Origin of the sequence: Pseudarthrobacter sp. ATCC 49987 (assembly GCF_009928425.1) — a bacterium.
In the GTDB taxonomy this organism is placed as follows: Bacteria; Actinomycetota; Actinomycetes; order Actinomycetales; family Micrococcaceae; genus Arthrobacter.
In genome coordinates this window covers 3,415,385-3,440,445 of record NZ_JAABNS010000001.1, presented here as the reverse complement: position 1 = coordinate 3,440,445, position 25,061 = coordinate 3,415,385, and the positions used below count along the sequence as shown (strand labels likewise).

Here is a 25,061-nt window from a genome sequence, read left to right as displayed (position 1 = left end):
CTAAAGTGGCATCATGAGCGACGTGCAGGGTGCCCCGCGGCCGGTGGCGGACGACGCCGGGACCGGGCCCGACCAGCCGGCAGGGCAACAGGTGCCGAAGCCCGGCGTCGACGATCCCTGGCTTCCCGGCTGGCTGGTCCGCCGCCCGCTCACCGCCGGCTGGGCCTGGACCGGATTCTGGGCGGCCCTGATCGTCGCGGACGACGCCTTCGACTTCGCGGGCTGGGCCTGGTACGTGATGGTCGGGATGGCCGCACTGCCGACCCTCCTGGCCACCGTGGCATTGCTGCAGGCCACTCCCAGACGGCATCTGAAGCGGCGGAAGGACTCCGTGCTGGGGCACTTCTTCGTCCGCTTCCTCGCCCTCACGGCGGCGTTCCTCGTGTGGGGTGTCTCCGTGGTCATGAGCGCGTCGATTTCCACCACCATCCAGTCCCTCGTCGGCGCTTCCGAGCGGGAGGTCACAGCCATGGGGTTCCACCTCCTGCTGGCCGCGGTGCCCCTTGTGGTGTCCGTGCTCTGGCTGGCTTTCATCATCCGCTGCGCGTGGTTCCTGCGGCGCCTCCGCGGCTGGAGACAGGACCCCGCGTCGCCCCTGCTGCCCAAGAAATTCCTGCGGGGGCGGCCGCGGCTCAGGCGGGTCGTCGTCGGCCTGGCGCACCCGGGGCTGTTGCTCGTCGCCGGGCTCGGGACCTCGGTCCTGGCACTCCTCCTCGGGGCGGTCGAGCTGACGCTGAATGTGCTCACCTGACCGCGGCGCCGGGCCTGGACCAACGGCGTCGGCCCCGGGATCAATCTGCCGGGGAAAGGGTGAAACGGGCCATTCCCGGGCGTACTGTTAAATCATGAGCTGCAAGGTTGGAGCGCGGTCGCAATGACGCGCAAATGGCTGCGTTGGATGCCCGCTGTTGCTGTGCCTGCCGTGATCGCGGCCGGCGTCCTGTCCGGATCCCTGCCCGCAAATGCCGGAGACCCGCTGCCGGAGAAGACCCCGCAGGAGGTGCTGCTCCTCATCGCCCAGCACGGCGAAAAATCCCTGTCCGGGACCCTGGAACAGAGCTCCGCGATCGGCCTGCCGGAACTTCCGACGTCTGGGCCCGGCGCGGGATCACCGGAAACGGCCTGGCTGGAACTGCTGACAGGACCCCACACCGCCCGCGTCTACCTTGACGGGCCCGCAAATGCCCGGGTCCAGGTCATGGACCGGATGGCGGAGCGGGACGCGGTCCGGCACGGCAACGAGCTGTGGTTCTACAACTCCAAGGACAACACGGCCGCCCATGCCCAGCTTCCCGCCGATGCCGCCAGCCGCCACGCGGCGCGCCCCGGAGGCGTGGCGACCCCCGAGGACCTGGCCGGCAAGCTGCTCGCCAAAGTCGATGCGGGCACGGACGTGACCGTCGGCCCTGATGTCCAGGTCGCCGGACGGGCAGCCTACAACCTCATCCTGACCCCCAAATCCGACGTCACCCTGGTGAACTCCATCGCCATCGCGGTCGACGGCGAAACCGGACTCCCGCTCGGCGTCGACCTGAAAGCGCGGGGACAGTCCGAGCCGGCCTTCAGCGTCGCGTTCACGAACCTCACGCTTGAGGCCCCGGATTCCGCCATCTTCAACTTCACCCCGCCGGCCGGGGCCACCGTCAAGGAAATTCCGCCGCCGGACCACAAGGCCGACGCCGCCAAGCCGCCGTCGGATACCGCCAAGGCGAAGGCTGAAAAGAAGCCCACCGTCACGGGTACAGGCTGGGAATCGGTGCTTGAATTCCCGGCGGGAGCACTGGCAATGCCGGCCCGGACCGGAACACCTGACCCCGCGACGGCCAACCCGCTGCAGCCAGGGGCCCCGCTCCCCGACGGATCCCGGTCCGGCGCCGGCGCGCTGCTGGAGCAGGCTGCCGTCGCCGTCCCGGGCGGACGCCTCGTGTCGACGTCGCTCGTGAATGTGCTGATCCTCGACGACGGACGGATCTTTGCCGGTTCCGTCCCGCTGGAGCGGCTGCAGGCCGCCGCCGCGCTCGGTAAATAGTCCGGTGAACCCCCCGGTGACCAACGCGTGACCGCCGCCGCGCCGGCGACAGAACTGAGCATCGAGACCACCGGCCTCAGCAAGCGCTTCGGCCACCAACTGGCCGTCGACGGCGTCGACCTTGCCGTGCCCAGGGGCTCGGTCTTCGGCTTCCTGGGTCCCAATGGCTCGGGCAAGACCACCACGATCCGGCTGATGCTTGGGCTCGCCGCGGCCACGTCCGGCTCCGTCCGGCTGCTCGGCCAGGAGATGCCGGCGCAGCTGCACGGCGTGCTGCCCCGCGTGGGCGCCCTGGTGGAAGGGCCCGCGTTCTACCCGTTCCTCTCCGGCGCGGCCAACCTGCACCGCTTCGACGCCGCCGATCCGCATGTCCCCGCCGCCACCAGGAAAGCCCGCGTCCAGCTGGCGCTCGAGCGGGTGGGGCTGACGCACGCCGCGGACAAAAAGGTCCGGGCATATTCCTTGGGCATGAAGCAGCGGCTCGGCATCGCCAATGCCCTGCTGGCACCCCGCGAACTCCTGATCCTGGACGAACCCACCAACGGGCTGGATCCACAGGGCACCCGTGAGGTCCGCAGCCTGGTGCGCTCGCTCGCTGCCGACGGCGCCACCGTGTTTGTCTCCAGCCACCTGCTAGCCGAAGTGGAACAGATCTGCACCCACGCGGCCATCATGAGTGCGGGCCGGCTGGTGGCGCAGGGGACCCTCGCGGAACTGCGCCAGGACGGGCAGACGAGAATCCGGGTCCTGACGCCCGACGCCGGGGCCGCGGCCGAGGTGCTCGCCCGGCTGGGCCTGAGCCCGGCCGTGGACGTCCCGACCGACGCCGGGGCGCCCGCCCGTGCCGGCTCCGGCAGCACAGGTTCCAGCGGCGCACCCTTCGGCGGAGCAGGCGACGTGCTCTACGCGCCGCTTCCCGCCGGGGCGGGCAACGGGGCTGTGGCGCCGGAGGCGGTGGTGGCCGCCCTGGTGGCGGCCGGGGTCCGGGTCCGGGGCTTCGCCACCGAACAGGTCAGCCTGGAGGAACGCTTCGTGGCGCTGACGGGGGAGGGTTTTGACGTTGTCCAGTAAGGAATCCGGCGCCGCCGCGACGACGACCCGGCGAGGCACATGGGGCCGCGGCCTGCTCGCGTCCGAACTCGGGGTGCTCTTCCGCCGCCGCCGTACCTGGGCCATGCTGTGTGCGCTGGCGGCCATTCCCATCCTGATTGCCGTGGCGGTCCGGGTGTCCGCCGCGGTGCCGGCGGGCCGGGGGCCGGCGTTCCTGGACCGGATTTCCCAAAACGGCCTGTTCGTCGGGGTGACCGCCATGCTCGTATCGGTGCCGCTGTTCCTGCCGCTGACCGTCGGGGTGGTGGCGGGGGATACCGTGGCGGGTGAGGCCGGGCTCGGAACCCTGCGGTACCTGCTGGTAGCGCCCGCAGGCCGGGTCCGGCTGCTGCTCGTGAAGTACGCCGGGGCGGTGGCCTTCGCCGTCGCGGCGCCGCTGGTGGTGGCACTGGTCGGCGCCGCGATCGGTGCGTCGCTCTTCCCGGTGGGGCCTGTTTCGCTGCTTTCCGGGGACTCGATCGAACCGGCCGAGGCACTGCTGCGGCTGCTGCTGATTGCCGCCTATCTTGCCGTCTCGCTGATGGGCCTGTCGGCGATCGGACTCTTTATGTCAACGCTCACGGACGTGCCCGTGGGTGCAATGGCGTCCACGGTGGTGCTCTCAGTGGTCTCGCAGGTCCTGGACGCGCTGCCGCAGCTGGAATGGCTGCACCCGTGGCTGTTCAGCCACTACTGGCTCGACTTCGCGGACCTGCTGCGCCAGCCTGTCGCCTGGGATTCCTTCCTCACAAACTTGCTGTTGCAGGGCGGCTACGTCGCCGTTTTCGGCGCGCTCGCCTACGGCAGGTTCATCACCAAAGACGTGCTTTCCTAGTCACGGTATGCGGCCATCCCGACATCCGGCGACGGTGGGGGCTGCCCAGGCTCAGTACCGCGCGGCGACGGGGTGAAGCTGCATGCCGGACATGGAGGCAAGGTCCGTCACGGTGACCCCGGCGTCCTCGTTCAGCGCCTGGACCACGCGGCTGCCGCCGAGGTAGATCGCCACGTGGTAGAAACCCGGTGCCGAGCCCCAGACCAGCAGGTCCCCGGGCTGGGCCTGGGCGAGCGGAACATGCACGGGGGCCTGGGCGAACTGTTGGGATGCGGTGCGGGGCAGGAATTTTCCGGCCGCGGCGAAGGCGTTTTGCACCAGGCCGGAGCAGTCGAAGCCATAGGCCCCCGTACCGCCGTACTGGTAGAAGTAGGGCGAGCCGACCTTGCCGAGAGCCACGGAGATTGCCGTCTGGTTGGAGCCGCCCGGGGAGGGCGCGGGCGGCAGAACAGGCGCGGGAACGGGCTCCGGCAGGGCCGGAGCAGGGGCGGGAGGGCTGGGGGCGGGGGCAGCGGGTACCGCTGGCGGCACAGGAGCCGGTGCGGCCGGTGCCTGCGGGCTCTGGTTTACCGAAGCGGGGCTGCCGGCGGTGGGCTCCGGGGCAGGACCCTGACCGGAGCCCTGGGCGGGCGCCGCCGTCACTGCGGCCAGCCGGTCCTGCTGGCGCTGCCGGTCCAGGGCGTCCACCCGGGCCGATTCCAGAGCGACGGTCGAGTTCTTGAGGTTCGCGAGCTGGTCCACCAGCACGGTCCGCTGCGCCCTGGCCTCGGACACAGCCGTCCGCTGGGCATCGCTGGCACGCTCGGCATCGAGCTTGCGCGTCTCCGCCGTCCGCGCGGCCTCGTCGGCGGCCCGGTTGGCGTCGGCTGCGGCAGCCGTCAGCGACTCGGCGGCCACTGCGGCGGTTTCCGCCGACTGGAAGGCCCGGGTGCGGCCGGCTGTGACGGCCTCCAGGGTGGCGGCCTGTTGCAGGGCGTTGCTGCTGCCGCTGACAAAGCTGCTCAGGGCGGGATTCAGCCCGCCGTTGCGGTAAAGATCGCCGGCAAGCTGGCCGATCTGCTTGCGCGTTTTCTGCTGCTCCGCCCCGGCTGCCGCGGCCCTGGCGGCGGCCACTGCGGCGGCGTCGCGCCGGAGTTGGAGCTCCACGAGCGCTTCGCCGTAGGCGTTGTTGGCCTGCATCGACGCGGCGAGGCTGGCGTCCTGGGCCGCGGAGGCGTCCGCCAGGAGCCTGTCGATCGTGGCGACCTGTGCCGCCGTCGCGCTTTCACTGGATTTTGCGGCGGCGATCTCGTCCGGAGAAGGAACGTCCGGCGCAGCCGGGACTCGTTCTGTCGGGACCTGGAACGCCGGCGGGAGCGGGGCCGCGTTCGCGGGAAGGGCCAGAGTTCCCAGGAGCACGACGGCGGCGCACAGCGCGGTCGTCTTTCGGCCGGAACCGGTCCAAGTCATAGGCAAACCTCGCTGCAGTGTCGGGCTGGAGCGGGTGGGCGTGGCTTCCGGCGCGTGGAAAACCCGCGGCTGAACCCCCAGCACGGTCGACGCTACGTGCCAATCGCCACTTTGGCAACACTGGTCACATCACTAACATAAACAACAACTATGTCATTTGGTCACATTGCGGCGGGGCGTGTCGGCAGCAGAGTCCGCGGCGGACACCCCGCCGGAGATGCCGGGGTTAGGCGTGCTGGTGTGATTCGTGCTCCGCGTGGGAGGCCGGTTCCAGCTGGAAGGTGCAGTGCTCCGTGTCGAAGTGCGAGCCGAGGCAGCTGACGAGTTTGTCCAGGACCTGGTCGGCGCCGCGGGCACCCAGAGCCGCGTCCTCCACCACCACGTGGGCTGAAAATACGGGCACGCCGGAGGTGATGGTCCAGATGTGGATGTCGTGCACCGACACCACACCCTCCACGGCCAGGATGTGCTCGCGGATCAGCTGTACCTCCACACCCTTGGGGGTCGCCTCGAGCAGCACGTCCACCACATCGCGGAGCAGGTGCCAGGCCCGCGGCAGGATCATCAGCGCAATGACGATCGAGGCGATAGTGTCCGCCGCCTGGTAGCCGGTGGCCATGATGACCACTGCGGCGGCGATCACGGCGAAGGAACCCAGCAGGTCGCCCAGGACCTCGAGGTAGGCGCCGCGGACGTTGAGGCTTTCCTTCTGGGCGCCGCGCAGGATCAGCAGGGACACAAAGTTGGCGACGGCGCCCAGGACGGCGGCGTACAGCATGACGTCGGTCTGGACCTCGGGGGCGGAGCCAATCCGGCGGATGGCCTCCGTGAAAATGACCACCGAGATGACAATCAGCACCAGGGCGTTGGCCAGGGCGGCCAGCACCTCGGCGCGCTGGTAGCCGTAGGTCCGCTGGTCGCTGGCCGGCCGGGCTGCGATCCATGCGGCCAGCAGGGCGATGAAGACTCCGGCGGCGTCGGAAAGCATGTGGCCGGCGTCCGCCAGCAGGGCGAGGGACCCGGAAACGAGCGCCCCGGCGATTTGGATCAGGACGACCGCGAGGGTGATGGTAAGGACCGCGACCAGGCGCTTGCGGTGCTTGGCAGTGCCGGTGGCAGAAATGCCGTGTGAGTGGCTGTGGTCGTGTCCCATGCCTACAAGGCTAGCCCCAGCCGAGCTCGTGCAGGCGCTCGTCACTGATGCCGAAGTGGTGCGCGATCTCGTGGACCACGGTGACCGTCACTTCCTCGATCACGTCCTCGCGGGATTCGCAGATGTCCAGGATCGGTTCGCGGTAGATGGTGATGCGGTCCGGCAGCGAGCCGGCGTCCCACCACGAGTCCCGTTCGGTCAGCGGCACGCCCTCGTAGAGGCCCAGCAGCACGGTGTCCGGGTCCTCGCCGGGCTGGGGCGTGTAGTCGTCCTCGATGAAGATGGCCACATTGTTCATGGTCTTGGCGAGTTCCGGCGGGATCCGGTCCAGGGCGTCGTTCACCGCGGCCTCGAACTCTGTCTCGGACATCGGGAACGGCGCGTGCGGGTGGTGTCCGCCGTCGTCCGGGCTGTCCGGAATGATGGGCAGGCCGGGCGGCAGGGTAGCGGGCATAGCTGAAACTCTAGCGCCGAATCAGCGGGACCTGCGCCGGGTCAGCCCCACCCCCACGAGGCAGATGGCGCCGCCCACCAGGCCCCAGATGGTGGGGATTTCGCCGAGTACCAGCCAGGAGATGAGGATCGTGGTCCCGGGCACCAGGTAGGTGGTGGCGGCGAGCCGGCCGGCGTCGATGAGGGACAGTGCGTAGGCCCAGGTGGTGAAGGCAATCGCGGTGGGGAAGACGCCAAGGTAGACGAGTCCCAGCGTGGCCGGCAGCGGGGCGACCTGCAGTTCGGCGATCAGCTGGCCGCTGAAGGGGAGGCAGCAGATTGCGCCGACCATGATCCCGAACCAGGTGGCCTGGGCCGCGGGGAACTTCCGCAACACTGGCTTCTGCACGATGACGCTGACCGCGGCGAGGGCCGCCGCCAGCAGGGAGAGCAGCACCCCGGCGACGTCCGCCGTCGACCGCTGGCCGGAGCCGAGCGCGATCACGGCGACCCCGCAGAACGCGACGAGGCTGCCGATGATCAGCCAGCGCGGGAAGCCCTCTTTGAGGATCAGGCCGGCCATGATGGCGACCAGGATGGGGTTGACATTGATCAGCAGGGCGGCCGTGCCGGCGTCAAGGAGGTGCTCGGCGGCGTTCAGCGCGACGTTGTAGCCCCCGAACCACATCACGCCGTAGGCCAGGATGGGCCACCATTCGCGGCCCCGGGGGAGGTTCTTGTTCTTCAGGAGCTGGGGCAGCACCACAGCTCCCAGAACGACGGCGGCAACCGCCAACCGGCCGAGGGTCAGGGGGCCGGGGGAGAAGCTGGGCCCGACGGCGCGGATGCCTACGAAGGCTGAGGCCCACAGGACCACGGTGACGATCACGGCGGCGATGCCGAGCCTGCTGATCTGTCCCGGCTGGAGGGTTTGCTTTGCGGGGTGGGCGGGCTGGGCGGCGGGACCGTCCGGCGGCACTTCGTGGGTGCCGTCCGGATGCGTGCTGTCCGGTTGGGGTGAGCCCGTGCGGGCGGTTGTTGCCATGCTGCCAATCTAGTCCGTGCCGGGCCTCGGGGACTGGCGGAAATCGGCCACGTCTAGTCGAGTTCCTGCCATCCGCGGCCGCTCCGTCCCCGTCGGCTTACCGGAGGGGCCGGGCGGCGGCCTGGATGGCCGCGGCGACCTCGTCGAGGGAGGCCGATCCGTGCCGCCACTGCTGCCAGTGGAGCGGCACGTCGACGTGCGCTGCGGGGTCCAGGGCGACCAGTGTGCGGCGCTTCAGTTCCTCCGAGACCTCTATTTCGGGGAGCAACCCCCATCCCATGCCCCAACGGATGGCTTCGCCGAACTCGTGGGCGGCCGGGACGTAGTGCCGTGGCGGCTGGAGTGTCTTGCGGCTCACGCCCTGCAGGTACCGGTCCTGCAGGTCGTCCTTGCGGTCGAAGATGATGACCGGGGCGTCGGCGAGCGTAGCCGCCAAGGCCCCGCCGGGGAACCATCGGGCGGCGAAGTCCGGGGTGCAGACCGGCAGGTAGCGCATAACACCCAGGCGCCGTGAGGAACAGCCCGGCGCCGCCTTGGCCGTGGTGGTGATGGCGGCGGCCGCGGCGCCGCTGCGGAGAAGCTCCAGCGAGTAGTCCTGGTCCTCGCGCAGAATCTCCAGTTGGACCTTGTCCGCCACGGCGGCCAGGCCCGGCAGGGCCCAGGTATGCAGTGAATCGCTGTTGATGACCAGGGTCAGCCGGGCGAGGGAGGGCTGGGCGCCGGGCTGCAGCTCTTCGGCCAGGTCGGCGGAGAGCATCTCCAGTTGCCGGGCGAAGCGCACCACCGCGTGGCCGTGCGGGGTGAGTTCGATGGGGCGCGTCCGTTTCAGCACCGGGCGGCCGACGGCTACCTCGAGGGCGCGGACGCGCTGGCTCACTGCCGACGCCGTGACCGAGAGGTGGCTGGCGGCGGCCTCGAAGCTTCCGTGCGCCACGATCGCAGCCAGGGTCCGGGCCTGGTCCGGATGGATGTCGATCATTAGATCATCTTATGTTGGCCAAGAATTATTAACTGGTTTCATGTCCCTGCGCCCCCTAGCGTGGGACGGGTGATCCTCTCTCTCGTGTCGGGCCTGGCAAGCGGGCTGTCCCTGATCGTCGCCATCGGTGCCCAGAACGCCTTTGTGCTCCGCCAGGGCGTCCAGCGCTCGCACGTCGTGCTGGTTGTTGCCGTCTGCGCCTTGTCCGACCTCGTGCTGATCGTCCTGGGTGTGGCCGGGGTGGGCGTCCTCATCGAGCGGGCGCCCGCAGTTCTCGAGGTCGTGCGCTGGGCGGGTGCCGCCTTCCTCCTGGCATACGGGGCGATGGCAGCACTGCGGGCCGTCCGCGGAACCCAGGCCTCCCTGCCTGGTGCCGGGCAGAAGGGTACCTGGGCGGCCGCGCTGGGGACCTGCCTCGCGCTGACCTGGCTCAACCCCCACGTCTACCTGGACACCGTCCTGCTGCTGGGATCCCTGGCCGGCACCCACGGCCCGGACGGGCGGTGGTGGTTTGCTGCCGGCGCCGGGCTGGGCAGCATCGTGTGGTTCGCCGCCCTCGGCGCCGGTGCCCGGTTCCTCGCGCCGGTGTTCGCCCGGCCGGGCAGCTGGCGCGCGCTCGACGGCGGCATCGCCTTGGTCATGGTCACCCTGGCTGTCATGCTCGTAACCTGAGCTTGTCAGCCGTCCTGCACAACACCCCACAAAGGAAGCTCCCATGTACGTCCCCGCGCATTTCGCCGCCGACCAGGGCGCCATCACGGAACTGCTCTCAAACCCCGGGGCAGCCAACCTGGTGACATCGACGGAGCACGGCCTGCTCGCGACGCTGCTGCCGTTCGTCTATGACCCGGACGCCGGCGACCACGGGGCCCTGCTGGGCCATGTTGCCCGCAACAACGACCAGTGGCTGCTGCCGGCAGCAGGCGAATCCCCCGTCATCATCCAGCGGTCCGACGCCTACATCTCCCCGTCCTGGTACCCGTCCAAGGCCGAACACGGCCGAGTGGTGCCAACCTGGAACTACACCACCGCGCACGTCTACGGCCGGCTTGTCATCCATGACGACCCCGCATGGGTGGAAAACCTGGTCCGGCGGCTGACCACGCTGCACGAGGCATCTTCGGCGGACCCCTGGACGGTGGACGACGCCCCCGCCCGCTTCATCGCCGGCCAGCTCCGGGCGATTGTCGGCGTCGAACTTCTCATCACGAGGGTTGAAGCGAAACGGAAGCTCAGCCAAAACCGGCCGGTTGCCGACATTGACGGCGTCATCACCGGGTTGCGGACGCGGGGCGACCTGGAATCGGCCGGCGAGGTCGAGCGGGCGCAACAGGACCAGATCCGGCGCACCTGACCGCCCCAAAGCCCGGCGGTCGCCGATTTTGGATAATCCGGGGGTGTGCCCTTATAGTTTTATAGTCCAGTTCGGAGGAACCCGAAAGGACAAAAATGAACGGCTTCGGCCCTTAATTTTTGCCCTTGTTTCAGTGGTTTCAACCGGATGGCGTTCTGGCCCCCATCGTCTAGCGGCCTAGGACACCGCCCTTTCACGGCGGCGGCACGGGTTCGAATCCCGTTGGGGGTACGCAAGGAACTGGTCAAACCGGATGTGAAAGTCTGGTAGGCTAAAGGCCTTGAAAAATTGCGGTAGCGATACTGCAGCAAGAAAATAGCAAGGCCCTGTAGCGCAGTTGGTTAGCGCGCCGCCCTGTCACGGCGGAGGTCGCGGGTTCAAGTCCCGTCAGGGTCGCTCTGATTGCAGGAAGAAATTCCTGCTGTCATGGTGACATGTCACCTAGGCTCTGTAGCTCAGTTGGTAGAGCGTTCGACTGAAAATCGAAAGGTCACCGGATCGACGCCGGTCGGAGCCACCACTGGGAAGCATCAGTTCTTCGGAACTGGTGCTTTTCTTCTTTAACCCCATCGGTTGCTCCGGTAGTGCCGCTATGTAGCCCAAAAGGGCCGTTACGGAGCAATCGATGGGGGTCGACGGCGGCGGCCCGTTTGCGGGCCGGCCCACCGACCGGGCTAGACTCGCACGCTGGGGAAAGAACGCCACGACCGCCGGCAGCCTGATAGGGCCGGCGGTGCAATCTCAACCGAAAAGTGATTCCTACACGTGATTTTGAAGAATGCTGCACGCCCTCTGACCGGTTTCACCCTCCTCGCGGCCCTTGCACTCACCGCCTGCTCGGCGCCGGAAGCCGGCAGTGCGCCGTCGTCCGCGGCCGCCAGCCCCGCACCGTCGACCGCGACGGCGAGCCCCAGCAAGTCCTCCGGCCCCTGGGGGGACTTTGCCACGGCGGCGGAGGCCTGCACCAAGATTTCGGAGCAGGCCACCGGCTCCACCCTGCTGCCCCTGGCGGCTTCACAGGGCACGGCTGCCGAACTGGAGAAGACCAAAGCCGAACTGAGCCGCACCGCGGAACGAGTCCCCGACAGCATCAAGGCAGACTTCACCACCCTCAGCCAGGTGGCCATCGCCGGCATCAAGGACCAGACGGTGTTCTCCAGCGGCAAACTCCAGAACGCCATGGCTCCGGTGCAGGGCTGGCTCGCCGCCAACTGCAAGTAGCCAGGCCTCCCGAACCTGACCGTGAGCGGCCCGGGCTGCCCCTGACTCTTTGGCCTTCCTTGCGCCAAGCGGCCACCATGTCGGGGGCAGGTACTAGGGTGGTCACAAAGAGAAGGGGGAGTGCCTCATGGAATACCAGAATTCCCAGTCCGCAGCGGCCCCGGTGCCAGGACCGGCGGCCAACGTGCCCATTCTGGGCGGCGGCCGTACCGTCATTTCCGAGACCGCCGTAGCGAAGGTCGCGGGCATCGCCGCCCGTGCCGTCCCCGGTGTCTACTCCCTCGGATCGGGGCCGTCCCGTGCGCTGGGCGCTTTCCGCGACGCCGTCGGCAGCGCGGACCACGCCGCCGGTGTCCGTGCCGAGGTCGGCGAAACCCAGGTGGCCGTCGACATTGACCTGGTGGCGCTCTACGGCACACCCCTTCACGCCCTGGCGGACCAGATCCGCGCCGCGGTGTACGCGGCAGTGCAGGAGCTCGTCGGGCTCCAGGTCATAGAAGTCAACATCGAGATCAACGATGTCTACGTGCCCGCCCCGGCCAAGCCCGGTACCCCGGCCGAGACCCGACCCTCAAGGGAGGCAGTCCAGTGAATCTGACCGTTGTGGGGATCGCGATGGGCGCCTTCGTCGCGTTCATGTCCTTCCAGTTCGGCGTATGGGGTTTCCTCGGCGCCCTGCTGTTCATGGGAATCGGAGCCCTGCTGGGCCGCGCCGCGGAAGGGAAACTGGACCTGCGCAGCGTGCTTGACGCCCTCACGGGCCGGCGTTCCTCCTCATGAGCGGAGCAGCTGGTGCTGTCCACACCGCCGCGCGGGCTGGGCACACCAGGATCAGCACCCAGGCGCTTACCAGCGTGGCGCAGGCCGCCGCCGCCGAAGCCCTTGGTGTTACGCCGCAGGAGGTCCGCGCTGAGTGGACCGACGACGACGGGCTGTTGGCCCTGTCCCTTGTCGCCCCCATCACCGTCCCGCCGCTGACTGCCCTCCTCCGGGATCCCGGCCGGATCGCGGTCTTCGGCGGCTCCATCTGGGAGCGGGCCGTTGCCGCCAAGGCCGACATCCTGCGCCGGGTGACCGAGCTTAGCGGTGCCCGGCTGAGCCGGGTGGACATCCGGATCAGCGGCGCCAGCGTGAGGGAAGGAGGGCGCGTCCATTGAGCCGCGACACCGAGCACGAGCCGGGCGGCGGGCGCTACGTCCCGCCTGCTCCGCCCGACGCACCCACAGCCGGCAGCACCGGACCTGCCGGGGCAGCCGTCGAGGGCATGGAGCGGATCCTCAAACGCGAAACCCACTCCTCGCGGGCCGTGGCCTCAATCCTCGCCGCTGTCCTGGTCATTGCGCTGTGCGTCTACGCCCTCCTGGAAACAGCGGTCCGGGCCGTCGGGCAGCTGCCGTGGCTCGTGGATCCCGAGACCGCGGCGGAGCAGGTGGTGGCGCTCCCGAACGGGGTTCCGCCTCTCCTGCTTGGGGTGGTCGGTGCGGTACTGCTGATGGCGGGCCTGTTCTTCTTCCTGAACGCAGTCCTGCCTGGCCGGCGTGCCCGCCACCTTCTGCAGGACCGCCGGACCGCCGTCGTCGTGGACGACGAAGTGATTGCCTCCGCACTGGCACGCCGGGCACGGGTGGCCGCCAATGTGAGCCAGGAGCAGGTGATGGTGACCGTGTCCCGGAAGCAGGTCCAGGTCAACGTCCGCCCGACCTCCGGCGTCCCGCTGAGCCCGGATGCCGTGCTCACGGCCGTCCGGGATGAGCTCCGGGACATGAGGCTGGCCCCCACGCCTGAAGTCCGGATCAATGTGGCCCCGGCCGGGGTGATCGGCGCATGAACGGCACCCCCAGAATCCTCAACCGGGTCCTCATCGGCATCCTGGGAATGGCCCTGTCCGGCCTCGGGGTGCTGCTCATCCTGCTGGCGAGCGTGCCGGCGGTGGCTGTGTGGTGGCAGGGATGGGCCGCCGGTGTCTGGAGCATCTGGCGGGACCTCTTCGAACGCACGCGCTTCCCGGGGCGTGCCGAGAGCTGGCTGTGGATTGCGGTGGTCCTGGCACTGCTCCTGGTGATTGGTGCCATGGTTGCCTGGGTCGCCCAGCAGGGCAAGGGCAGGGCAAACCTGCTCGTGTCCGAAGAGGATCCGGGCGAGGTGCCCGGAAGCGTCAGAATCGGCAGCGGCGTTGCCGAGCAGGCGCTCCGGGCTGCGTTGGCGGACCGTCCGGACCTGGCTGGCGCCACCGTTGCAACCTACGAATTCCGCGGCGAACCGGCCCTGAGAATCAGGATCCAGCCCCGCCAGGGCGTGGCCCCCCACCGGCTTGCAGCCGAGGTGTCCGCCCTCGTGGAGGCGCTTGACCTCGCGATCGGCAAACGTACCCTGGTGCTCATCCATATCGTCTCGGGTGCCCGGTCAAGGTTCGGGCGGGCTGAGCGGGTCCGCTGACCCGGCGGTGAGGTTGCCGCAACATGTTCGCGGGTCCCGCGCAGGGCCGGCGGGCCGACTTCCCAGCAGCGGCGCGCATTGGCGTGCATAGCTGTGTGCCCGGCGAGGGTCTCCTTTCCGCAAAGGTTGTGTGTAAACGCTTGCATTCCTCACCGGATGGTGATTATTGTGATGGGCACCACACGCACGCACCGCCGCTCCAACGCCGATCGCTACCTAGTCAATGAGGAGTTTTCCGCATGAAGAACCGCAACTATTTGCTGCCCGTCGCCTCGATCGGGGTTTTGGCCCTATCCCTGACGGCCTGCAGTGGATCCACCGGCGGCACCGCCAGCTCCGGGTCAGCAGCCAACACGGACTGCGCCGCGTATTCCAGCTACGGCAAGCACGACGGCAAGACTGTTTCTGTGTACTCGACCATTGTCGATATTGAAGCGACCAATCTTGAAGCGGCCTGGGCGCCCTTTGAGAAGTGCACCGGCATCACTGTGAAATATGAGGGCAGCAAGGAATTCGAGACCCAGATTGGTGTGCGGGCCAAGGCCGGAAACGCGCCGGACGTCGCCATTTTCCCGCAGCCCGGACTCATGGCTGACCAGGCAAGGGCGGGCAACCTGAAGGAAGCCCCTAAAGCCGTTTCGGACCTTGTCGACAAGAACTGGTCGGCCGACTGGAAGAAATACGGAACCGTCGACGGCAAGTTCTACACGGCACCGATGCTGGCCAACGTCAAGGGATATGTCTGGTACGCACCCAAGACATTCAAGGCCAAGGGCTGGGAAGTCCCCAAGACCTGGGACGAGATGCTGACTCTCAGCAAGAAGATCGCGGACGACAAGGCGATGAAGCCCTGGTGTGCGGGATTCGAATCCGGCGAAGCCACCGGCTGGCCCGGCACGGACTGGATTGAGGATGTTGTCCTCCGGGCAGAGGGCCCTGAAGTCTACGATCAGTGGGTCAGCCATCAGATTCCCTTCAACGATGCCAAGATCGTCAAAGCCTTTGACAAGACCGGTGAGATCCTGCTCAACCAGGGCTTCGTCAACGGCGGCTTCGGCGACGTACGGTCCATCCTGACAACCGGTTTTGCGCAGGCCGGTCAGCCGGTGCTTGATGGGCAGTGCGCCATGCACCACCAGGCCAACTTCCAGGCCGCCAACTGGCCGCAGGGGACCGTTGTCGCGCCGGAGGGTGACGTCTGGGCGTTCATGACCCCGCCGATCGACGCCAGCCGGGGCGAGTCCATCACGGGTGGCGGCGAAATGGTGGGCGCATACAAGGACACCCCCGAGGTCCAGGCGTACTTGGCCTACATGGCCAGTGCTGACTTCGCCAACAACCGCGTGAAGCTGGGCGGCGTCATCAGTGCCAACAAGGGACTTGACCCGAACAACGCGCAGTCCGAACTGGACAAGCAGTCCGTCAAGCTCCTCCAGGACCCGAAGACGGTATTCCGCTTTGACGGCTCTGACCTGATGCCCGGAGCCGTCGGCTCGAACTCCTTCTGGAAGGGAATTGTCACCTGGATCAACGGCACCCCCTCCCAGCAGGTCGCTGACACCATCGAAGCCAGCTGGCCGAAGAGCTGATACCTGGTGCGCTGCCTTCCTGCACAGTATGTCTTGGGCAGGAAGGCAGCGTTTTCTCTCGAACTCACTGATCCACGGACACCTCGAAGGATGGGCTATGGAATTTATCGGAGGGAAACTTCTTCAAGTAGTGATTGCACTGGCGGTCTTTGCCGCCATCATTGGCCTCATCATGCTGGTGGTGGACAAGGCGCCAAAATCGTCGAGAGACAAACTGACGGTCATCGGTTTTCTGGCGCCGGCAGCAATCCTTATGCTGGTGGGTCTCGTGTATCCGGCTATTCAGACCTCGTTCTTCGCTTTTACTGATGCCAAGGGCCAGCCGAACGGCGTCGACAACTTCGTCTGGATGTTCACCCAGCCGGAAGCCTTGGTGACGCTCAGGAACACGATCGTCTGGACGGTCCTGGTGCCCCTGTTGTCAACGGGATTCGGCCTCGCTTACGCCGTGTTCATCGACAAGGCCCGGGGCGAAAAGGTATTGAAGGCCCTGGTGTTCATGCCGATGGCCATCTCCTTCGTAGGAGCGGGCATCATCTGGAAACTTGTCTACGATTATCGGGGTCCGGGTATTGAGCAGACCGGCGTCCTGAATTTCCTCCGTGTTGCCATGGGGATGCAGCCGAAGCAATTCCTGCTGGATGCGCCGGAAAACACCATCTTCCTGATTATCGTGATGGTTTGGATTCAGACCGGGTTCGCCATGGTTGTTTTGTCGGCCGCGATCAAGGGAGTGCCCACGGAGCTGGTTGAGGCCGCCCGTTTGGACGGTGCGAATCCGTGGCAGCAATTCCGCAATGTCACCATTCCCGGGATCCGCGGGGCGCTGGTCGTAGTGCTGACCACCATTACGATCGCGACGCTGAAGGTCTTTGACATTGTCCGGACCATGACAGCCGGCAATTACGATACCTCCGTCGTCGCCAATGAGATGTACACCCAGGCCTTCCGGGCCGGTGAACCAGGCCGCGGTGCGGCCCTCGCCCTGGTGCTGTTCCTGCTGGTCCTGCCCATCGTGGTGTACAACGCCCGCGTACTTCGTCAGCAAAGGGAGATCCGATGACCGCCACCCCAGTTCCGGACGAGGCCTCGCAGGAGACCCGGATCGGCCCCCGCGCCGAGCAGCCCAGCGTCACCGGATCACCGGAGGATGCCGCTCCGATCATGCGCAGGGTCAAGCAGAAACTGACGTCGCGCTGGGCCACGGCGGCGGCTTTGCTGATCGCCGTCGTCTGGACGGTGCCGACCTTCGGGTTGTTTGTTTCCTCGTTCCGCCCGGCTGCGAAACAGGTCGGACCGCGCTCGGACGGGTGGTGGAACTTCTTTGAGGACTGGCAATTCACATTCCAGCACTATATAGACGTGACCGCCTCGGCCGGTTCCCAGTCGCCGAATTTGTCCCAGTACTTCGTGAACTCCCTTGCCATTGTCATACCCGTCACCCTGTTCATTCTGGTCCTGGCGTCCATGGCGGCCTACATCTTCGCCTGGGGCAAGTTCAGGGGCCGGGACGGACTGTTCATTTTCGTCTTCGCCCTGCAGATCATCCCGCTGCAGATGTCCCTGATACCGCTGCTCCAGCTCTTCACCCAAGTCCTCCAGATGCCCTCCGGCTCCTACGCACAGCTGTGGATTGCCCACACGATGTTCGGGCTGCCGTTGGGGATCTTCCTGCTGCACAACTTCATCTCGGAGATCCCGGGCGAAATGATCGAGGCGGCCAGGGTCGACGGCGCCGGGCACACCACCATTTTCTGGCGGATCATCCTGCCGCTGTCGGTGCCGGCGCTGGCGTCGTTGGCCATCTTCCAGTTCCTCTGGGTTTGGAACGACCTGCTGGTGGCCCTCGTATTCTCCGGCGGCACCGCGGATGTGGCTCCCATTACCCAGCGGCTGGCGGAGATCTCTGGCACCCGCGGAAGCAGGGATTACCTCAACCCCGCTGCGGCATTCGTGTCGATCATTGTCCCGCTGGCAGTCTTCTTCGGGCTGCAGCGCTACTTTGTCCGGGGCCTGCTTGCGGGTGGGCTAAAGGGATAGCCGCGGCGAGCCGATAAGGGGACACGGTGGCAAAGACAACAGACAGGGCACAGCGCGGAGGCCACTCCGGCGTCAGCATCGAAGATGTTGCCACGGCCGCCGGGGTGTCCACCGCCACCGTGTCCCGCGCCGTCCGAGGACTGCCCAGGGTTTCGCCGGCAACCCGGGAGAAGATCCTGGGCATCGCCGAAGAACTGGGCTACGTGGCTTCCTCGTCAGCGTCCGGGCTGGCCACCGGGCGCACCAGGACCATCGGCGTCCTGGCGCCTTTCGTGAGCCGCTGGTTCTTCTCCAAAGCCATCGAGGGCGCCGACCGTGAACTGCACGCCCGCCAGTACAACCTCTCGCTCTTTAACCTGGGCGGCCACGGCAGCAACCGTGAGCGGCTCTTCAGCAAGACTATGGTCTACAAACAGATCGACGCGCTGCTGGTCCTGTGCATGGCACTGACCCACGAGGAAATTGCACACCTCCAGAAAATCGACATCCCGTTGGTCGTCGTCGGCGGCCACGTCGAGGAATGCCCCTACATCGGGATCGACGACTACGCCGCTGCCGCAACGGCAGTCCGGCACCTGATTGGCCTTGGACACACGGAGATCGCCCTGTTGCACGGGGATGACGAAACCGACCTCAACTTCGACGTTCCCCGGGTCCGGATCAAGGCCTTCCAGGATGTTATGGCCCAAGCCGGCCTGAACGTCCGGGACGAATGGGACGAATGGGGGGACTTTACGGTCCGCAGCGGCCAGGACGCCTTCCGCCGGCTCTGGGACAGGCCCGGGCCGAAGCCCACGGCAATCTTTTGCGCCTCGGATGAGATGGCCATGGGAATCATTTTCGAGGCCACCCGGGCCGGAGTGCGGATCCCGGAGGACCTCTCCGTGATCGGGATCGACGACCACGACTTTTCCGAGGCCATGGGTCTCACTACTGTCAGGCAGCGCCCGGACGAGCAGGCCGAACTGGGCACCAAAATGCTGCTGGACGAGCTCGACGGGATCACCGGATCAGTGCGCTCCACGGTGGCCCCGCATCAGCTGATTGTCCGCGGCACGACGGCGCCGCCCCGCGGCGCTGACGCGTCAGCAGCGGCCGCGGCGGGTGCCTGAGGGCCCCGTCAGGAAGCGCGGGCCAGCTGACGGATCGGGATCCAGCGGGATGCCAGCCGGCGGTAGGCGGCGGCCGCTCCGGTCATGTCCCCTTCGGCCAGGCACTCAATCCCAAGCCGTACGTCCATGGGCGAGTCATCCGGGTAGACCTTGTCCGCCACGGCCCCGTAATCCAGTTCCACCACCGACCCCGGGTGGAAGAACTCCAGCCATTCGGTGAGCTGCGTGAGGTCCTCCAGCATGTCCAGGTCCGGTGCGGCCAGGGCCAGATGGGCCACCGCATAGCGGACCCGTTCCAGGGCCTCGGCGATGCTCGCGCGGATGCGCACGGTGACAATCCGCCCCTCGGATTCCACCACGTCGGTGGGGTCCGATTCCGTGAACAGGCAGAACCAACTGAACGGGATACCCCAGGTGGACGCCCGGGTGTGCACGCGGCCCAGCCCGGAATGCGCCCGCACCTCATCAATACGTTCCTGGTGCCTGTCGCGCTGCTCCTCCGGGATCAGCAGCTGGGCCAGCGGCCCGTGGATGCCCTCCATCAGGGCGTTGGCAGCCAGCCCGGCCCGCAGCACCAGCTGGCTGGGGCAGTACAGCAGCCGCTCGGGCCGGGCGGTCTCCGGTGCCGGGGCGCCGGCCGGAGGTGCTGCCGGGGTGCCGCCTGCCAGAGGCACGGCCAGGACACGGACCAGGTCCGTCGCCCCGGTGGGGAACGGGTCCCCGCCCGGGCGGGTGATGCGGCCCAGGGAGGCGAGCAGTTCGGCGTTTTCGACGGCCGCCCGGGAAACGCTCCGGGCACCCGCCGCGCGCAGGGCCCCCTGCTGGTCTTCCGGGAACGCCTCCAGGGGTTCGTAGATCCGCAGCGCGGAGGAGAACGGCAGCCCGGCCTGCCCGCGGTAGAGGTTTCCCGTCACTGGATCACATCGCTTCCCGGGGCTGCGCCCATCAGTCGCTCAGCTCCACGATCACGGGGGCGTGGTCCGACGCGCCCTTGCCCTTGCGTTCCTCGCGGTCGATCGCCGCGCCGGTGACCCGGGCGGCCAGTGCGGGGGAGGCCAGCACGAAGTCGATCCGCATGCCCTCCTTCTTGGGGAAGCGCAGCTGCGTGTAGTCCCAGTAGGTGTAGACGCCGGGGCCGGGGGTGTGCGGGCGGACAACGTCCTGGAAGCCGGCGTTCTCAAAGGCGTGGAAGGCTGCCCGTTCCGGTTCGCTGACGTGGGTGAGGCGCTCGGCGCGGAAGAAGTCGATGTCCCAGACGTCGTCGTCCTGCGGGGCGATGTTCCAGTCGCCCATCAGGGCGATCTGGGCGTCCGGATCCTTCTGGAGCATGCCCTCGGCGTGGGTCTTCAGGGCATCCAGCCAGCTGAGCTTGTACGGCATGTGTTCATCGTCGAGGGCCCGGCCGTTGGGGACGTAGAGGCTCCAGACCCTGATGCCGCCGCAGGTGGCGCCGATGGCGCGTGCTTCCTGCACGGCGTCCTTGCCGTTCTTGCCGAAGACGGGCTGGTCCAGGAAGGTGCGTTCGACGTCGTCGAGCCCCACCCGGGAGGCGATCGCCACACCGTTCCACTGGCTCAGGCCAAAATGCGCAACCTCGTAGCCCATGTTTTCGAACAGCTCCCAGGGGAAGTTGTCGTCCTTGCACTTGGTTTCCTGGATAGCCAGGACATCACAGTCGGTGCGCTGAAGCCAGGCTTCAACACGGTCGGCACGGGCACGGAGCGAATTCACATTCCAGGTAGCAATCTTCACAATCCCTAACTTACCGAACTTGGCTGCCGGACGAAGCTGCCCCCAAGCGGCGCCCCTCTGGAATTTAGTAGGAAGTCCGAGTATATTCGGAGGCAGAAGATGGCGTGGGTCACACGTGGCCCGGCCGTCACCACGCAATCACACGGTGCAAAGGAGCATTCCATCATGGTTCGCGAACTATCCCATTACATTGACGGACAGCATGTTGAAGGCACCTCGGGGCGCTTCAGCGATGTCTACGATCCCTGCACCGGCGAGGTCCAGGCCAGGGTGCCCCTGGCCAGTACCGAGGAAGTCCGCAACGTTGTCTCCAACGCGGAAAAGGGCCAGCTCGAATGGGCGGCCATGAACCCGCAGCGCCGCGGCCGGATCCTGCTCAAGTTCGTTGACCTGGTCAACCAGAACCTGGACGAACTCGCCACGCTGCTGTCCTCCGAACACGGCAAGACCTTCCTCGACGCCAAGGGCGACATCCAGCGCGGCATTGAGGTCATGGAGTTCGCCGCAGGTGCCCCGCACCTGCTCAAGGGCGAATTCTCGGACAACGCCGGAACCGGGATCGACGTCCACTCGCTGCGCCAGCCGCTCGGCGTCGTCGCCGGCATCACCCCGTTCAACTTCCCGGCCATGATCCCGCTCTGGAAGTCCGGACCGGCCCTCGCCGCGGGCAACTCCTTCATCCTCAAACCCTCCGAACGGGACCCCTCCGTGCCGCTGCGGCTCGCCGAGCTCTTCACCGAGGCCGGCCTGCCGGCGGGCGTCTTCAACGTTGTCAACGGCGACAAGGAGGCGGTGGATGCGCTGCTGGAGGACCCCCGGGTCCAGGCCATCGGCTTCGTCGGGTCCACCCCGATTGCGCAGTACATCTACGCCACCGCCGCCGCGAACGGCAAGCGCGCCCAGTGCTTCGGCGGCGCCAAGAACCACATGGTGATCATGCCGGACGCCGACCTCGACATGGCGGCCGATGCGCTGATGGGCGCGGGTTTTGGCTCCGCCGGCGAACGCTGCATGGCGATCTCCGTGGCCGTGCCGGTCGGCAAGGCCACCGGCGACGCGCTCGTCGCGAAGCTGGAGGAGCGGATCGCGGACCTCAAGGTCGGCCATAGCCTCGCCAAGGACTCGGACTTCGGCCCCGTCGTGGCCGCCTCCGCCAAGGAGCGGATCGAGGGTTACATCCAGGCCGGCGTCGACGAAGGTGCCACCCTGCTGGCCGACGGCCGCGGCCTCAAGGTCGAGGGCTACGAGGGCGGCTTCTGGGTCGGCCCCACGCTCTTCGACAACGTGACAAAGGACATGACGATCTACAAGGAGGAGATCTTCGGCCCGGTGCTCAGTGTCCTCCGCGCGGAGGACTACGACGAGGCCCTGCGCCTGTGCAGCGAGCACGAGTTCGGCAACGGCGTGGCCATCTTCACCCGCGACGGCGACTCCGCCCGCGACTTCGCCAGCCGGGTCCAGGTGGGCATGGTCGGCATCAACGTCCCCATCCCGGTGCCGATCGCCTACTACACCTTCGGCGGCTGGAAGGCCTCCGGCTTCGGCGACCTCAACCAGCACGGCGCCGACGCCTTCCGTTTCTACACCAAGACCAAGACGGTCACCACACGCTGGCCCTCCGGCATCCGCACCGGCGCCAGCTTCGTGATGCCGGAAGGCAGCTGATGGCGGGGAAACACTCCGGGGACAGCCCGTCAGCGGAGGTGCTGTTCGAACGGCGCGGCCGGCTGGGCGTTGTCACCCTGAACCGGCCCCAGGCCGTCAACGCGCTCACCGCGGGCATGGCCTCGGCCATGCTGGAGCAGCTCATGCTCTGGGCCGACGACGACGCCGTGGCTTCGGTGCTGGTCCACGGTGCCGGTGACCGGGGGCTGTGCGCCGGGGGCGACATCGTGGCCATCTACCGCGACATGCTCGACGGCGGCGACGCGACGGCCGGCTTCTGGGCCGAGGAATACCAGCTGAACTCCCTCATTGCGGGCTACCCCAAGCCGTATGTGGCGTTTATGGACGGCCTGGTCCTGGGCGGAGGGGTGGGGATCTCCGCGCACGGCTCGGTCAGGATCGTCACCGAACGCACCCGGATGGGCATGCCGGAGACCACGATCGGCTTTGTGCCCGACGTCGGCGGAACCCTGCTGCTCTCCCGCTCGCCCGGGGAGACCGGCACCCATGCCGCCCTCACCGGCGCGCACCTGAGCGGCGCCGACGCCCTGTTCCTGGGGCTCGCGGACCACTATGTCCCCTCCGCGAAGCTCGGGGACCTGGCCGAGGCCCTGGAACGCGAGGCGGCGGACACCGCCGTCGCCCGCTTCGCCGAGGAGGCGCCGGCCTCCGTCCTCGCGGCGCAGCAGGAATGGATTGACGCATGCTATTCGAGCGACGACGCCGAGGAGATCCTGCGCCGGCTCCGGGCAGTGGGCGGGGAAGCCTCCGACGCCGCCGACACCATCGCGGCCAAGTCACCGACCGCCGTGAAAGTGGCTTTGGCGTCCCTGCGCCGCGTCGGGGGACTGACCCTCGAGGAAGCCCTGGAGCAGGAATACCGGGTGGGGCTGCGGTTCCTGGCCGGGCCCGATTTCCGGGAAGGCATCCGCGCCCAGGTGATGGACAAGGACCGCACTCCGCACTGGCAGCCGGCCAGCCTGGCGGAGGTCAGCCGCGAGGACGTCGAATCCTATTTTGCGCCGCTCGGCGACCGTGAACTGAAGCTTTCGAAGGAGCGCGACAATGTCTGAAGCATCCCCGTCTGAACCGGCACAGCCCGGGGTACAGGCCGGCACCATCGCTTTCCTGGGCCTTGGCCACATGGGCGGGCCGATGGCCATCAACCTGGTCAAAGCCGGCTATACCGTGACCGGATTCGACGTGGTCCCGGCCGCACTGGAAACGGCCCGGGCGCACGGCATTGCCACCGCGGAGACCGCCGCTGAGGCCGCGGCGGGCGCCGCCGTCGTGCTGACCATGCTCCCCAGCGGCAAGCATCTGCTGGACGCGTACCGCGGCATCCCCGCCCAGCCGGGACAGCCCGGCCAGCCGGGCCTGCTGGACGTGGCGTCGCCCGGCACGCTCTTCCTGGACTGCTCCACGATCAACGTGGACGAGGCGCGCGAGGCCGCGGAACTGGCCGTCGCGGCCGGCCACCGGGCCGTTGATGCTCCGGTGTCCGGCGGCGTCGTCGGGGCCGAGGCGGGCACCCTGACCTTCATGGTGGGTGCTCTTCCGGAGGATTTCGAGGCGGCCAAGCCGATGCTCGAGGTCATGGGAAAGCGTGTGGTCCACTGCGGGGAGCACGGCGCCGGGCAGGCGGCGAAGATCTGCAACAACATGATCCTCGGCGTCTCGATGATCGCGGTCAGCGAGGCCTTCGTGCTGGGCGAGAAGCTGGGCCTGACCCATCAGGCGCTGTTCGACGTCGCCTCCGCGGCCTCGGGCCAGTGCTGGGCGCTGACCACCAACTGCCCCGTGCCGGGACCGGTGCCGACGAGCCCGGCCAACCGGGACTACCAGCCCGGTTTCGCCGGAGCCCTCATGGCGAAGGACCTCAAGCTGGCGCTCAACGCGCTGGAAAGTACCGGTGTCGCCGCCAGGCTGGGGCCGCTCGCGTCCGAAATTTACGATACCTTTGCCGCGGAGGGCGGGGCGGGCCGGGACTTCTCCGGCATCATCACCGACATCCGGGACAAATCCGCACAGCAGCTGAGGGGACAGGCATGACGGAGCAGTACTCAAACATTCTCGTGGAGCGGCGCGGCCGGGTGGGGCTCGTGACGCTCAACCGGCCCCAGGCGCTGAACGCCCTGAACAAAGCCACCATGGACGAACTCGTGGCCGCCGTGTCCGCGATGGATGCCGATCCGGACGTGGGCGCGGTTGTGCTGACCGGGTCCGCCAAGGCTTTTGCGGCCGGTGCGGACATCAAAGAAATGCAGTCCAAGGGGTACATGGACATGTACGCGGCCGACTGGTTCCGGGGCTGGGAAGACTTCACCCGGCTGCGCATCCCCGTGGTGGCGGCCGTGTCCGGATTCGCCCTGGGCGGCGGCTGCGAGCTGGCCATGATGTGCGATTTCATCATCGCGGGGGACAACGCCAAGTTCGGCCAGCCGGAAATCAACCTGGGCGTGCTCCCCGGCATGGGCGGCTCACAGCGCCTCACCCGCGCCGTGGGCAAGTCCAAGGCCATGGACATGATCCTGACCGGGCGCTTCATGGACGCCGAGGAAGCCGAACGCGCCGGGCTGGTGTCACGCGTGGTGCCGGCCTCGGACGTGGTGGAGGAGGCCCTCAAGGCCGCCGATGTGATTGCCTCCAAGTCCAAGCCGGTGGCGATGGTCGCCAAGGAAGCAGTCAACGCCGCGTTCGAAACCGGGCTGGCCCAGGGTGTGCTCTTTGAACGCCGAGTGTTCCACTCGCTGTTCGCCACCGAGGACCAGAAGGAAGGCATGGCGGCCTTCACCGAGAAGCGCCAGCCGGACTTCACGCACCGCTAGGCCGCACGACGCGCCAACGTTCCTGCGACGCGCAAAAGCCCTGTCGCTACCGC

Annotated in this window: 27 protein-coding genes and 3 tRNA genes; 23 read left to right on the top strand and 7 right to left on the bottom strand. The window is 67.6% G+C overall.

Annotated features, from left to right (window positions below):
* Positions 1-13 precede the first annotated feature (13 nt).
* The 4 genes from GXK59_RS15905 to GXK59_RS15890 all read left to right on the top strand — a co-directional run bounded on the left by GXK59_RS15905 (position 14) and on the right by GXK59_RS15890 (position 3,953).
* Positions 14-751 carry a hypothetical protein gene (locus tag GXK59_RS15905; RefSeq protein ID WP_237393922.1) on the top strand — a complete coding sequence of 246 codons (738 nt, stop codon included), beginning with the start codon at positions 14-16 and terminating at the stop codon, positions 749-751.
* 147 nt (positions 752-898) lie between these two features.
* Positions 899-2,029, top strand: a complete 1,131-nt coding sequence (locus GXK59_RS15900) for a LolA family protein (protein ID WP_337248072.1) — start codon at positions 899-901, stop codon at positions 2,027-2,029.
* 27 nt (positions 2,030-2,056) lie between these two features.
* Entirely contained in the window at positions 2,057-3,100 is a 1,044-nt protein-coding gene (locus tag GXK59_RS15895; RefSeq protein ID WP_160668250.1) for an ABC transporter ATP-binding protein, read from the top strand.
* Positions 3,084-3,953 (top strand): ABC transporter permease, encoded by an 870-nt coding sequence (locus tag GXK59_RS15890; protein ID WP_443094292.1) that lies wholly within the window; start codon positions 3,084-3,086, stop codon positions 3,951-3,953. The genes GXK59_RS15895 and GXK59_RS15890 overlap by 17 nt, the downstream gene beginning before the upstream one ends.
* 51 nt (positions 3,954-4,004) lie before the next feature.
* Here the strand turns inward: GXK59_RS15890 and GXK59_RS15885 are convergent, their stop codons facing one another.
* From GXK59_RS15885 to GXK59_RS15865, 5 genes are all read right to left on the bottom strand, one after another.
* The gene (locus GXK59_RS15885; protein ID WP_160668246.1) at positions 4,005-5,402 is read right to left on the bottom strand and encodes a C40 family peptidase; all 1,398 of its coding nucleotides are present in this window, start codon (positions 5,400-5,402) and stop codon (positions 4,005-4,007) included.
* Between the two features lie 226 nt (positions 5,403-5,628).
* Positions 5,629-6,555 carry a cation diffusion facilitator family transporter gene (locus GXK59_RS15880; RefSeq protein WP_160668245.1) on the bottom strand — a complete coding sequence of 309 codons (927 nt, stop codon included), beginning with the start codon at positions 6,553-6,555 and terminating at the stop codon, positions 5,629-5,631.
* 10 nt (positions 6,556-6,565) lie between these two features.
* Positions 6,566-7,009, bottom strand: a complete 444-nt coding sequence (locus tag GXK59_RS15875; protein ID WP_160668243.1) for a metallopeptidase family protein — start codon at positions 7,007-7,009, stop codon at positions 6,566-6,568.
* A 21-nt stretch (positions 7,010-7,030) separates the two neighbouring features.
* Positions 7,031-8,032: a DMT family transporter gene (locus tag GXK59_RS15870; RefSeq protein WP_237393921.1), complete on the bottom strand. Its 1,002-nt coding sequence runs from the start codon at positions 8,030-8,032 to the stop codon at positions 7,031-7,033.
* A gap of 97 nt (positions 8,033-8,129) precedes the next feature.
* Positions 8,130-9,011, bottom strand: coding sequence for an ArgP/LysG family DNA-binding transcriptional regulator (locus GXK59_RS15865; protein ID WP_160668241.1), 882 nt, complete (start codon positions 9,009-9,011; stop codon positions 8,130-8,132).
* Between the two features lie 69 nt (positions 9,012-9,080).
* On the opposite strand from GXK59_RS15865, the gene GXK59_RS15860 reads away from it, so the two are divergent.
* The 15 genes from GXK59_RS15860 (at position 9,081) to GXK59_RS15790 (ending at position 18,763) form a co-directional block, all read left to right on the top strand.
* Positions 9,081-9,683, top strand: a complete 603-nt coding sequence (locus tag GXK59_RS15860; protein ID WP_160668239.1) for a LysE/ArgO family amino acid transporter — start codon at positions 9,081-9,083, stop codon at positions 9,681-9,683.
* 43 nt (positions 9,684-9,726) lie between these two features.
* On the top strand, positions 9,727-10,365 hold the full coding sequence (locus GXK59_RS15855) for an FMN-binding negative transcriptional regulator (RefSeq protein ID WP_160668237.1): 639 nt from the start codon (positions 9,727-9,729) through the stop codon (positions 10,363-10,365).
* A 158-nt stretch (positions 10,366-10,523) separates the two neighbouring features.
* A tRNA-Glu gene (locus GXK59_RS15850) sits at positions 10,524-10,596 on the top strand.
* 91 nt (positions 10,597-10,687) lie between these two features.
* Positions 10,688-10,761 (top strand) — tRNA-Asp (locus GXK59_RS15845).
* Between the two features lie 48 nt (positions 10,762-10,809).
* Positions 10,810-10,885, top strand: a tRNA-Phe gene (locus GXK59_RS15840).
* A 245-nt stretch (positions 10,886-11,130) separates the two neighbouring features.
* A complete protein-coding gene (locus GXK59_RS15835; RefSeq protein ID WP_237393920.1) occupies positions 11,131-11,586 on the top strand; it encodes a hypothetical protein in 456 nt (151 codons plus the stop codon).
* A gap of 127 nt (positions 11,587-11,713) precedes the next feature.
* Entirely contained in the window at positions 11,714-12,178 is a 465-nt protein-coding gene (locus tag GXK59_RS15830) for an Asp23/Gls24 family envelope stress response protein (protein ID WP_160668236.1), read from the top strand.
* On the top strand, positions 12,175-12,366 hold the full coding sequence (locus GXK59_RS15825) for a hypothetical protein (protein ID WP_024367397.1): 192 nt from the start codon (positions 12,175-12,177) through the stop codon (positions 12,364-12,366). The genes GXK59_RS15830 and GXK59_RS15825 overlap by 4 nt, the downstream gene beginning before the upstream one ends.
* The gene (locus GXK59_RS15820; RefSeq protein ID WP_160668234.1) at positions 12,363-12,743 is read left to right on the top strand and encodes a hypothetical protein; all 381 of its coding nucleotides are present in this window, start codon (positions 12,363-12,365) and stop codon (positions 12,741-12,743) included. The genes GXK59_RS15825 and GXK59_RS15820 overlap by 4 nt, the downstream gene beginning before the upstream one ends.
* 107 nt (positions 12,744-12,850) lie before the next feature.
* A complete protein-coding gene (locus GXK59_RS15815; protein ID WP_160669218.1) occupies positions 12,851-13,414 on the top strand; it encodes a DUF6286 domain-containing protein in 564 nt (187 codons plus the stop codon).
* On the top strand, positions 13,411-14,022 hold the full coding sequence (locus tag GXK59_RS15810) for a hypothetical protein (protein WP_160668232.1): 612 nt from the start codon (positions 13,411-13,413) through the stop codon (positions 14,020-14,022). The genes GXK59_RS15815 and GXK59_RS15810 overlap by 4 nt, the downstream gene beginning before the upstream one ends.
* A 239-nt stretch (positions 14,023-14,261) precedes the next feature.
* Entirely contained in the window at positions 14,262-15,611 is a 1,350-nt protein-coding gene (locus tag GXK59_RS15805; protein WP_160668229.1) for an ABC transporter substrate-binding protein, read from the top strand.
* A 97-nt stretch (positions 15,612-15,708) separates the two neighbouring features.
* Positions 15,709-16,674, top strand: a complete 966-nt coding sequence (locus tag GXK59_RS15800; RefSeq protein WP_160668228.1) for a carbohydrate ABC transporter permease — start codon at positions 15,709-15,711, stop codon at positions 16,672-16,674.
* A complete protein-coding gene (locus GXK59_RS15795) occupies positions 16,671-17,651 on the top strand; it encodes a carbohydrate ABC transporter permease (RefSeq protein WP_160668226.1) in 981 nt (326 codons plus the stop codon). Before GXK59_RS15800 ends, GXK59_RS15795 begins: the two co-directional genes overlap by 4 nt.
* Positions 17,652-17,677: 26 nt before the next feature.
* Positions 17,678-18,763, top strand: a complete 1,086-nt coding sequence (locus tag GXK59_RS15790; protein ID WP_160668224.1) for a LacI family DNA-binding transcriptional regulator — start codon at positions 17,678-17,680, stop codon at positions 18,761-18,763.
* An 8-nt stretch (positions 18,764-18,771) separates the two neighbouring features.
* Here the strand turns inward: GXK59_RS15790 and GXK59_RS15785 are convergent, their stop codons facing one another.
* Both GXK59_RS15785 and GXK59_RS15780 read right to left on the bottom strand, forming a co-directional pair.
* On the bottom strand, positions 18,772-19,677 hold the full coding sequence (locus GXK59_RS15785) for a hypothetical protein (protein WP_160668222.1): 906 nt from the start codon (positions 19,675-19,677) through the stop codon (positions 18,772-18,774).
* Positions 19,678-19,708: 31 nt separating this feature from the next.
* On the bottom strand, positions 19,709-20,515 hold the full coding sequence (locus tag GXK59_RS15780) for an exodeoxyribonuclease III (protein WP_160668221.1): 807 nt from the start codon (positions 20,513-20,515) through the stop codon (positions 19,709-19,711).
* A 165-nt stretch (positions 20,516-20,680) separates the two neighbouring features.
* Between GXK59_RS15780 and GXK59_RS15775 the strand changes: the two genes are divergently transcribed.
* From GXK59_RS15775 to GXK59_RS15760, 4 genes are read left to right on the top strand one after another with little or no spacing between them, the layout of a single operon-like run.
* Positions 20,681-22,180 (top strand): CoA-acylating methylmalonate-semialdehyde dehydrogenase, encoded by a 1,500-nt coding sequence (locus GXK59_RS15775; protein WP_160668219.1) that lies wholly within the window; start codon positions 20,681-20,683, stop codon positions 22,178-22,180.
* Entirely contained in the window at positions 22,180-23,253 is a 1,074-nt protein-coding gene (locus GXK59_RS15770; protein WP_160668217.1) for an enoyl-CoA hydratase/isomerase family protein, read from the top strand. The genes GXK59_RS15775 and GXK59_RS15770 overlap by 1 nt, the downstream gene beginning before the upstream one ends.
* Positions 23,246-24,232 (top strand): 3-hydroxyisobutyrate dehydrogenase, encoded by a 987-nt coding sequence (mmsB, locus tag GXK59_RS15765; protein WP_160668215.1) that lies wholly within the window; start codon positions 23,246-23,248, stop codon positions 24,230-24,232. Before GXK59_RS15770 ends, mmsB begins: the two co-directional genes overlap by 8 nt.
* Positions 24,229-25,008: an enoyl-CoA hydratase gene (locus GXK59_RS15760; RefSeq protein ID WP_160668213.1), complete on the top strand. Its 780-nt coding sequence runs from the start codon at positions 24,229-24,231 to the stop codon at positions 25,006-25,008. Before mmsB ends, GXK59_RS15760 begins: the two co-directional genes overlap by 4 nt.
* Positions 25,009-25,061: the final 53 nt, after the last annotated feature.

Excerpts from the sequence above, each read along its gene's own strand:
- GXK59_RS15905 (WP_237393922.1), top strand. The coding sequence starts at position 14 with ATGAGCGACGTGCAGGGTGCCCCGCGGCCGGTGGCGGACGACGCCGGG.
- GXK59_RS15900 (WP_337248072.1), top strand. The coding sequence starts at position 899 with ATGCCCGCTGTTGCTGTGCCTGCCGTGATCGCGGCCGGCGTCCTGTCC.
- GXK59_RS15885 (WP_160668246.1), bottom strand. The coding sequence starts at position 5,402 with ATGACTTGGACCGGTTCCGGCCGAAAGACGACCGCGCTGTGCGCCGCC.
- GXK59_RS15880 (WP_160668245.1), bottom strand. The coding sequence starts at position 6,555 with ATGGGACACGACCACAGCCACTCACACGGCATTTCTGCCACCGGCACT.
- GXK59_RS15875 (WP_160668243.1), bottom strand. The coding sequence starts at position 7,009 with ATGCCCGCTACCCTGCCGCCCGGCCTGCCCATCATTCCGGACAGCCCG.
- GXK59_RS15870 (WP_237393921.1), bottom strand. The coding sequence starts at position 8,032 with ATGGCAACAACCGCCCGCACGGGCTCACCCCAACCGGACAGCACGCAT.
- GXK59_RS15865 (WP_160668241.1), bottom strand. The coding sequence starts at position 9,011 with ATGATCGACATCCATCCGGACCAGGCCCGGACCCTGGCTGCGATCGTG.
- GXK59_RS15855 (WP_160668237.1), top strand. The coding sequence starts at position 9,727 with ATGTACGTCCCCGCGCATTTCGCCGCCGACCAGGGCGCCATCACGGAA.
- GXK59_RS15830 (WP_160668236.1), top strand. The coding sequence starts at position 11,714 with ATGGAATACCAGAATTCCCAGTCCGCAGCGGCCCCGGTGCCAGGACCG.
- GXK59_RS15820 (WP_160668234.1), top strand. The coding sequence starts at position 12,363 with ATGAGCGGAGCAGCTGGTGCTGTCCACACCGCCGCGCGGGCTGGGCAC.
- GXK59_RS15815 (WP_160669218.1), top strand. The coding sequence starts at position 12,851 with ATGGAGCGGATCCTCAAACGCGAAACCCACTCCTCGCGGGCCGTGGCC.
- GXK59_RS15810 (WP_160668232.1), top strand. The coding sequence starts at position 13,411 with ATGAACGGCACCCCCAGAATCCTCAACCGGGTCCTCATCGGCATCCTG.
- GXK59_RS15805 (WP_160668229.1), top strand. The coding sequence starts at position 14,262 with ATGAAGAACCGCAACTATTTGCTGCCCGTCGCCTCGATCGGGGTTTTG.
- GXK59_RS15800 (WP_160668228.1), top strand. The coding sequence starts at position 15,709 with ATGGAATTTATCGGAGGGAAACTTCTTCAAGTAGTGATTGCACTGGCG.
- GXK59_RS15795 (WP_160668226.1), top strand. The coding sequence starts at position 16,671 with ATGACCGCCACCCCAGTTCCGGACGAGGCCTCGCAGGAGACCCGGATC.
- GXK59_RS15775 (WP_160668219.1), top strand. The coding sequence starts at position 20,681 with ATGGTTCGCGAACTATCCCATTACATTGACGGACAGCATGTTGAAGGC.
- GXK59_RS15770 (WP_160668217.1), top strand. The coding sequence starts at position 22,180 with ATGGCGGGGAAACACTCCGGGGACAGCCCGTCAGCGGAGGTGCTGTTC.
- mmsB (WP_160668215.1), top strand. The coding sequence starts at position 23,246 with ATGTCTGAAGCATCCCCGTCTGAACCGGCACAGCCCGGGGTACAGGCC.
- GXK59_RS15760 (WP_160668213.1), top strand. The coding sequence starts at position 24,229 with ATGACGGAGCAGTACTCAAACATTCTCGTGGAGCGGCGCGGCCGGGTG.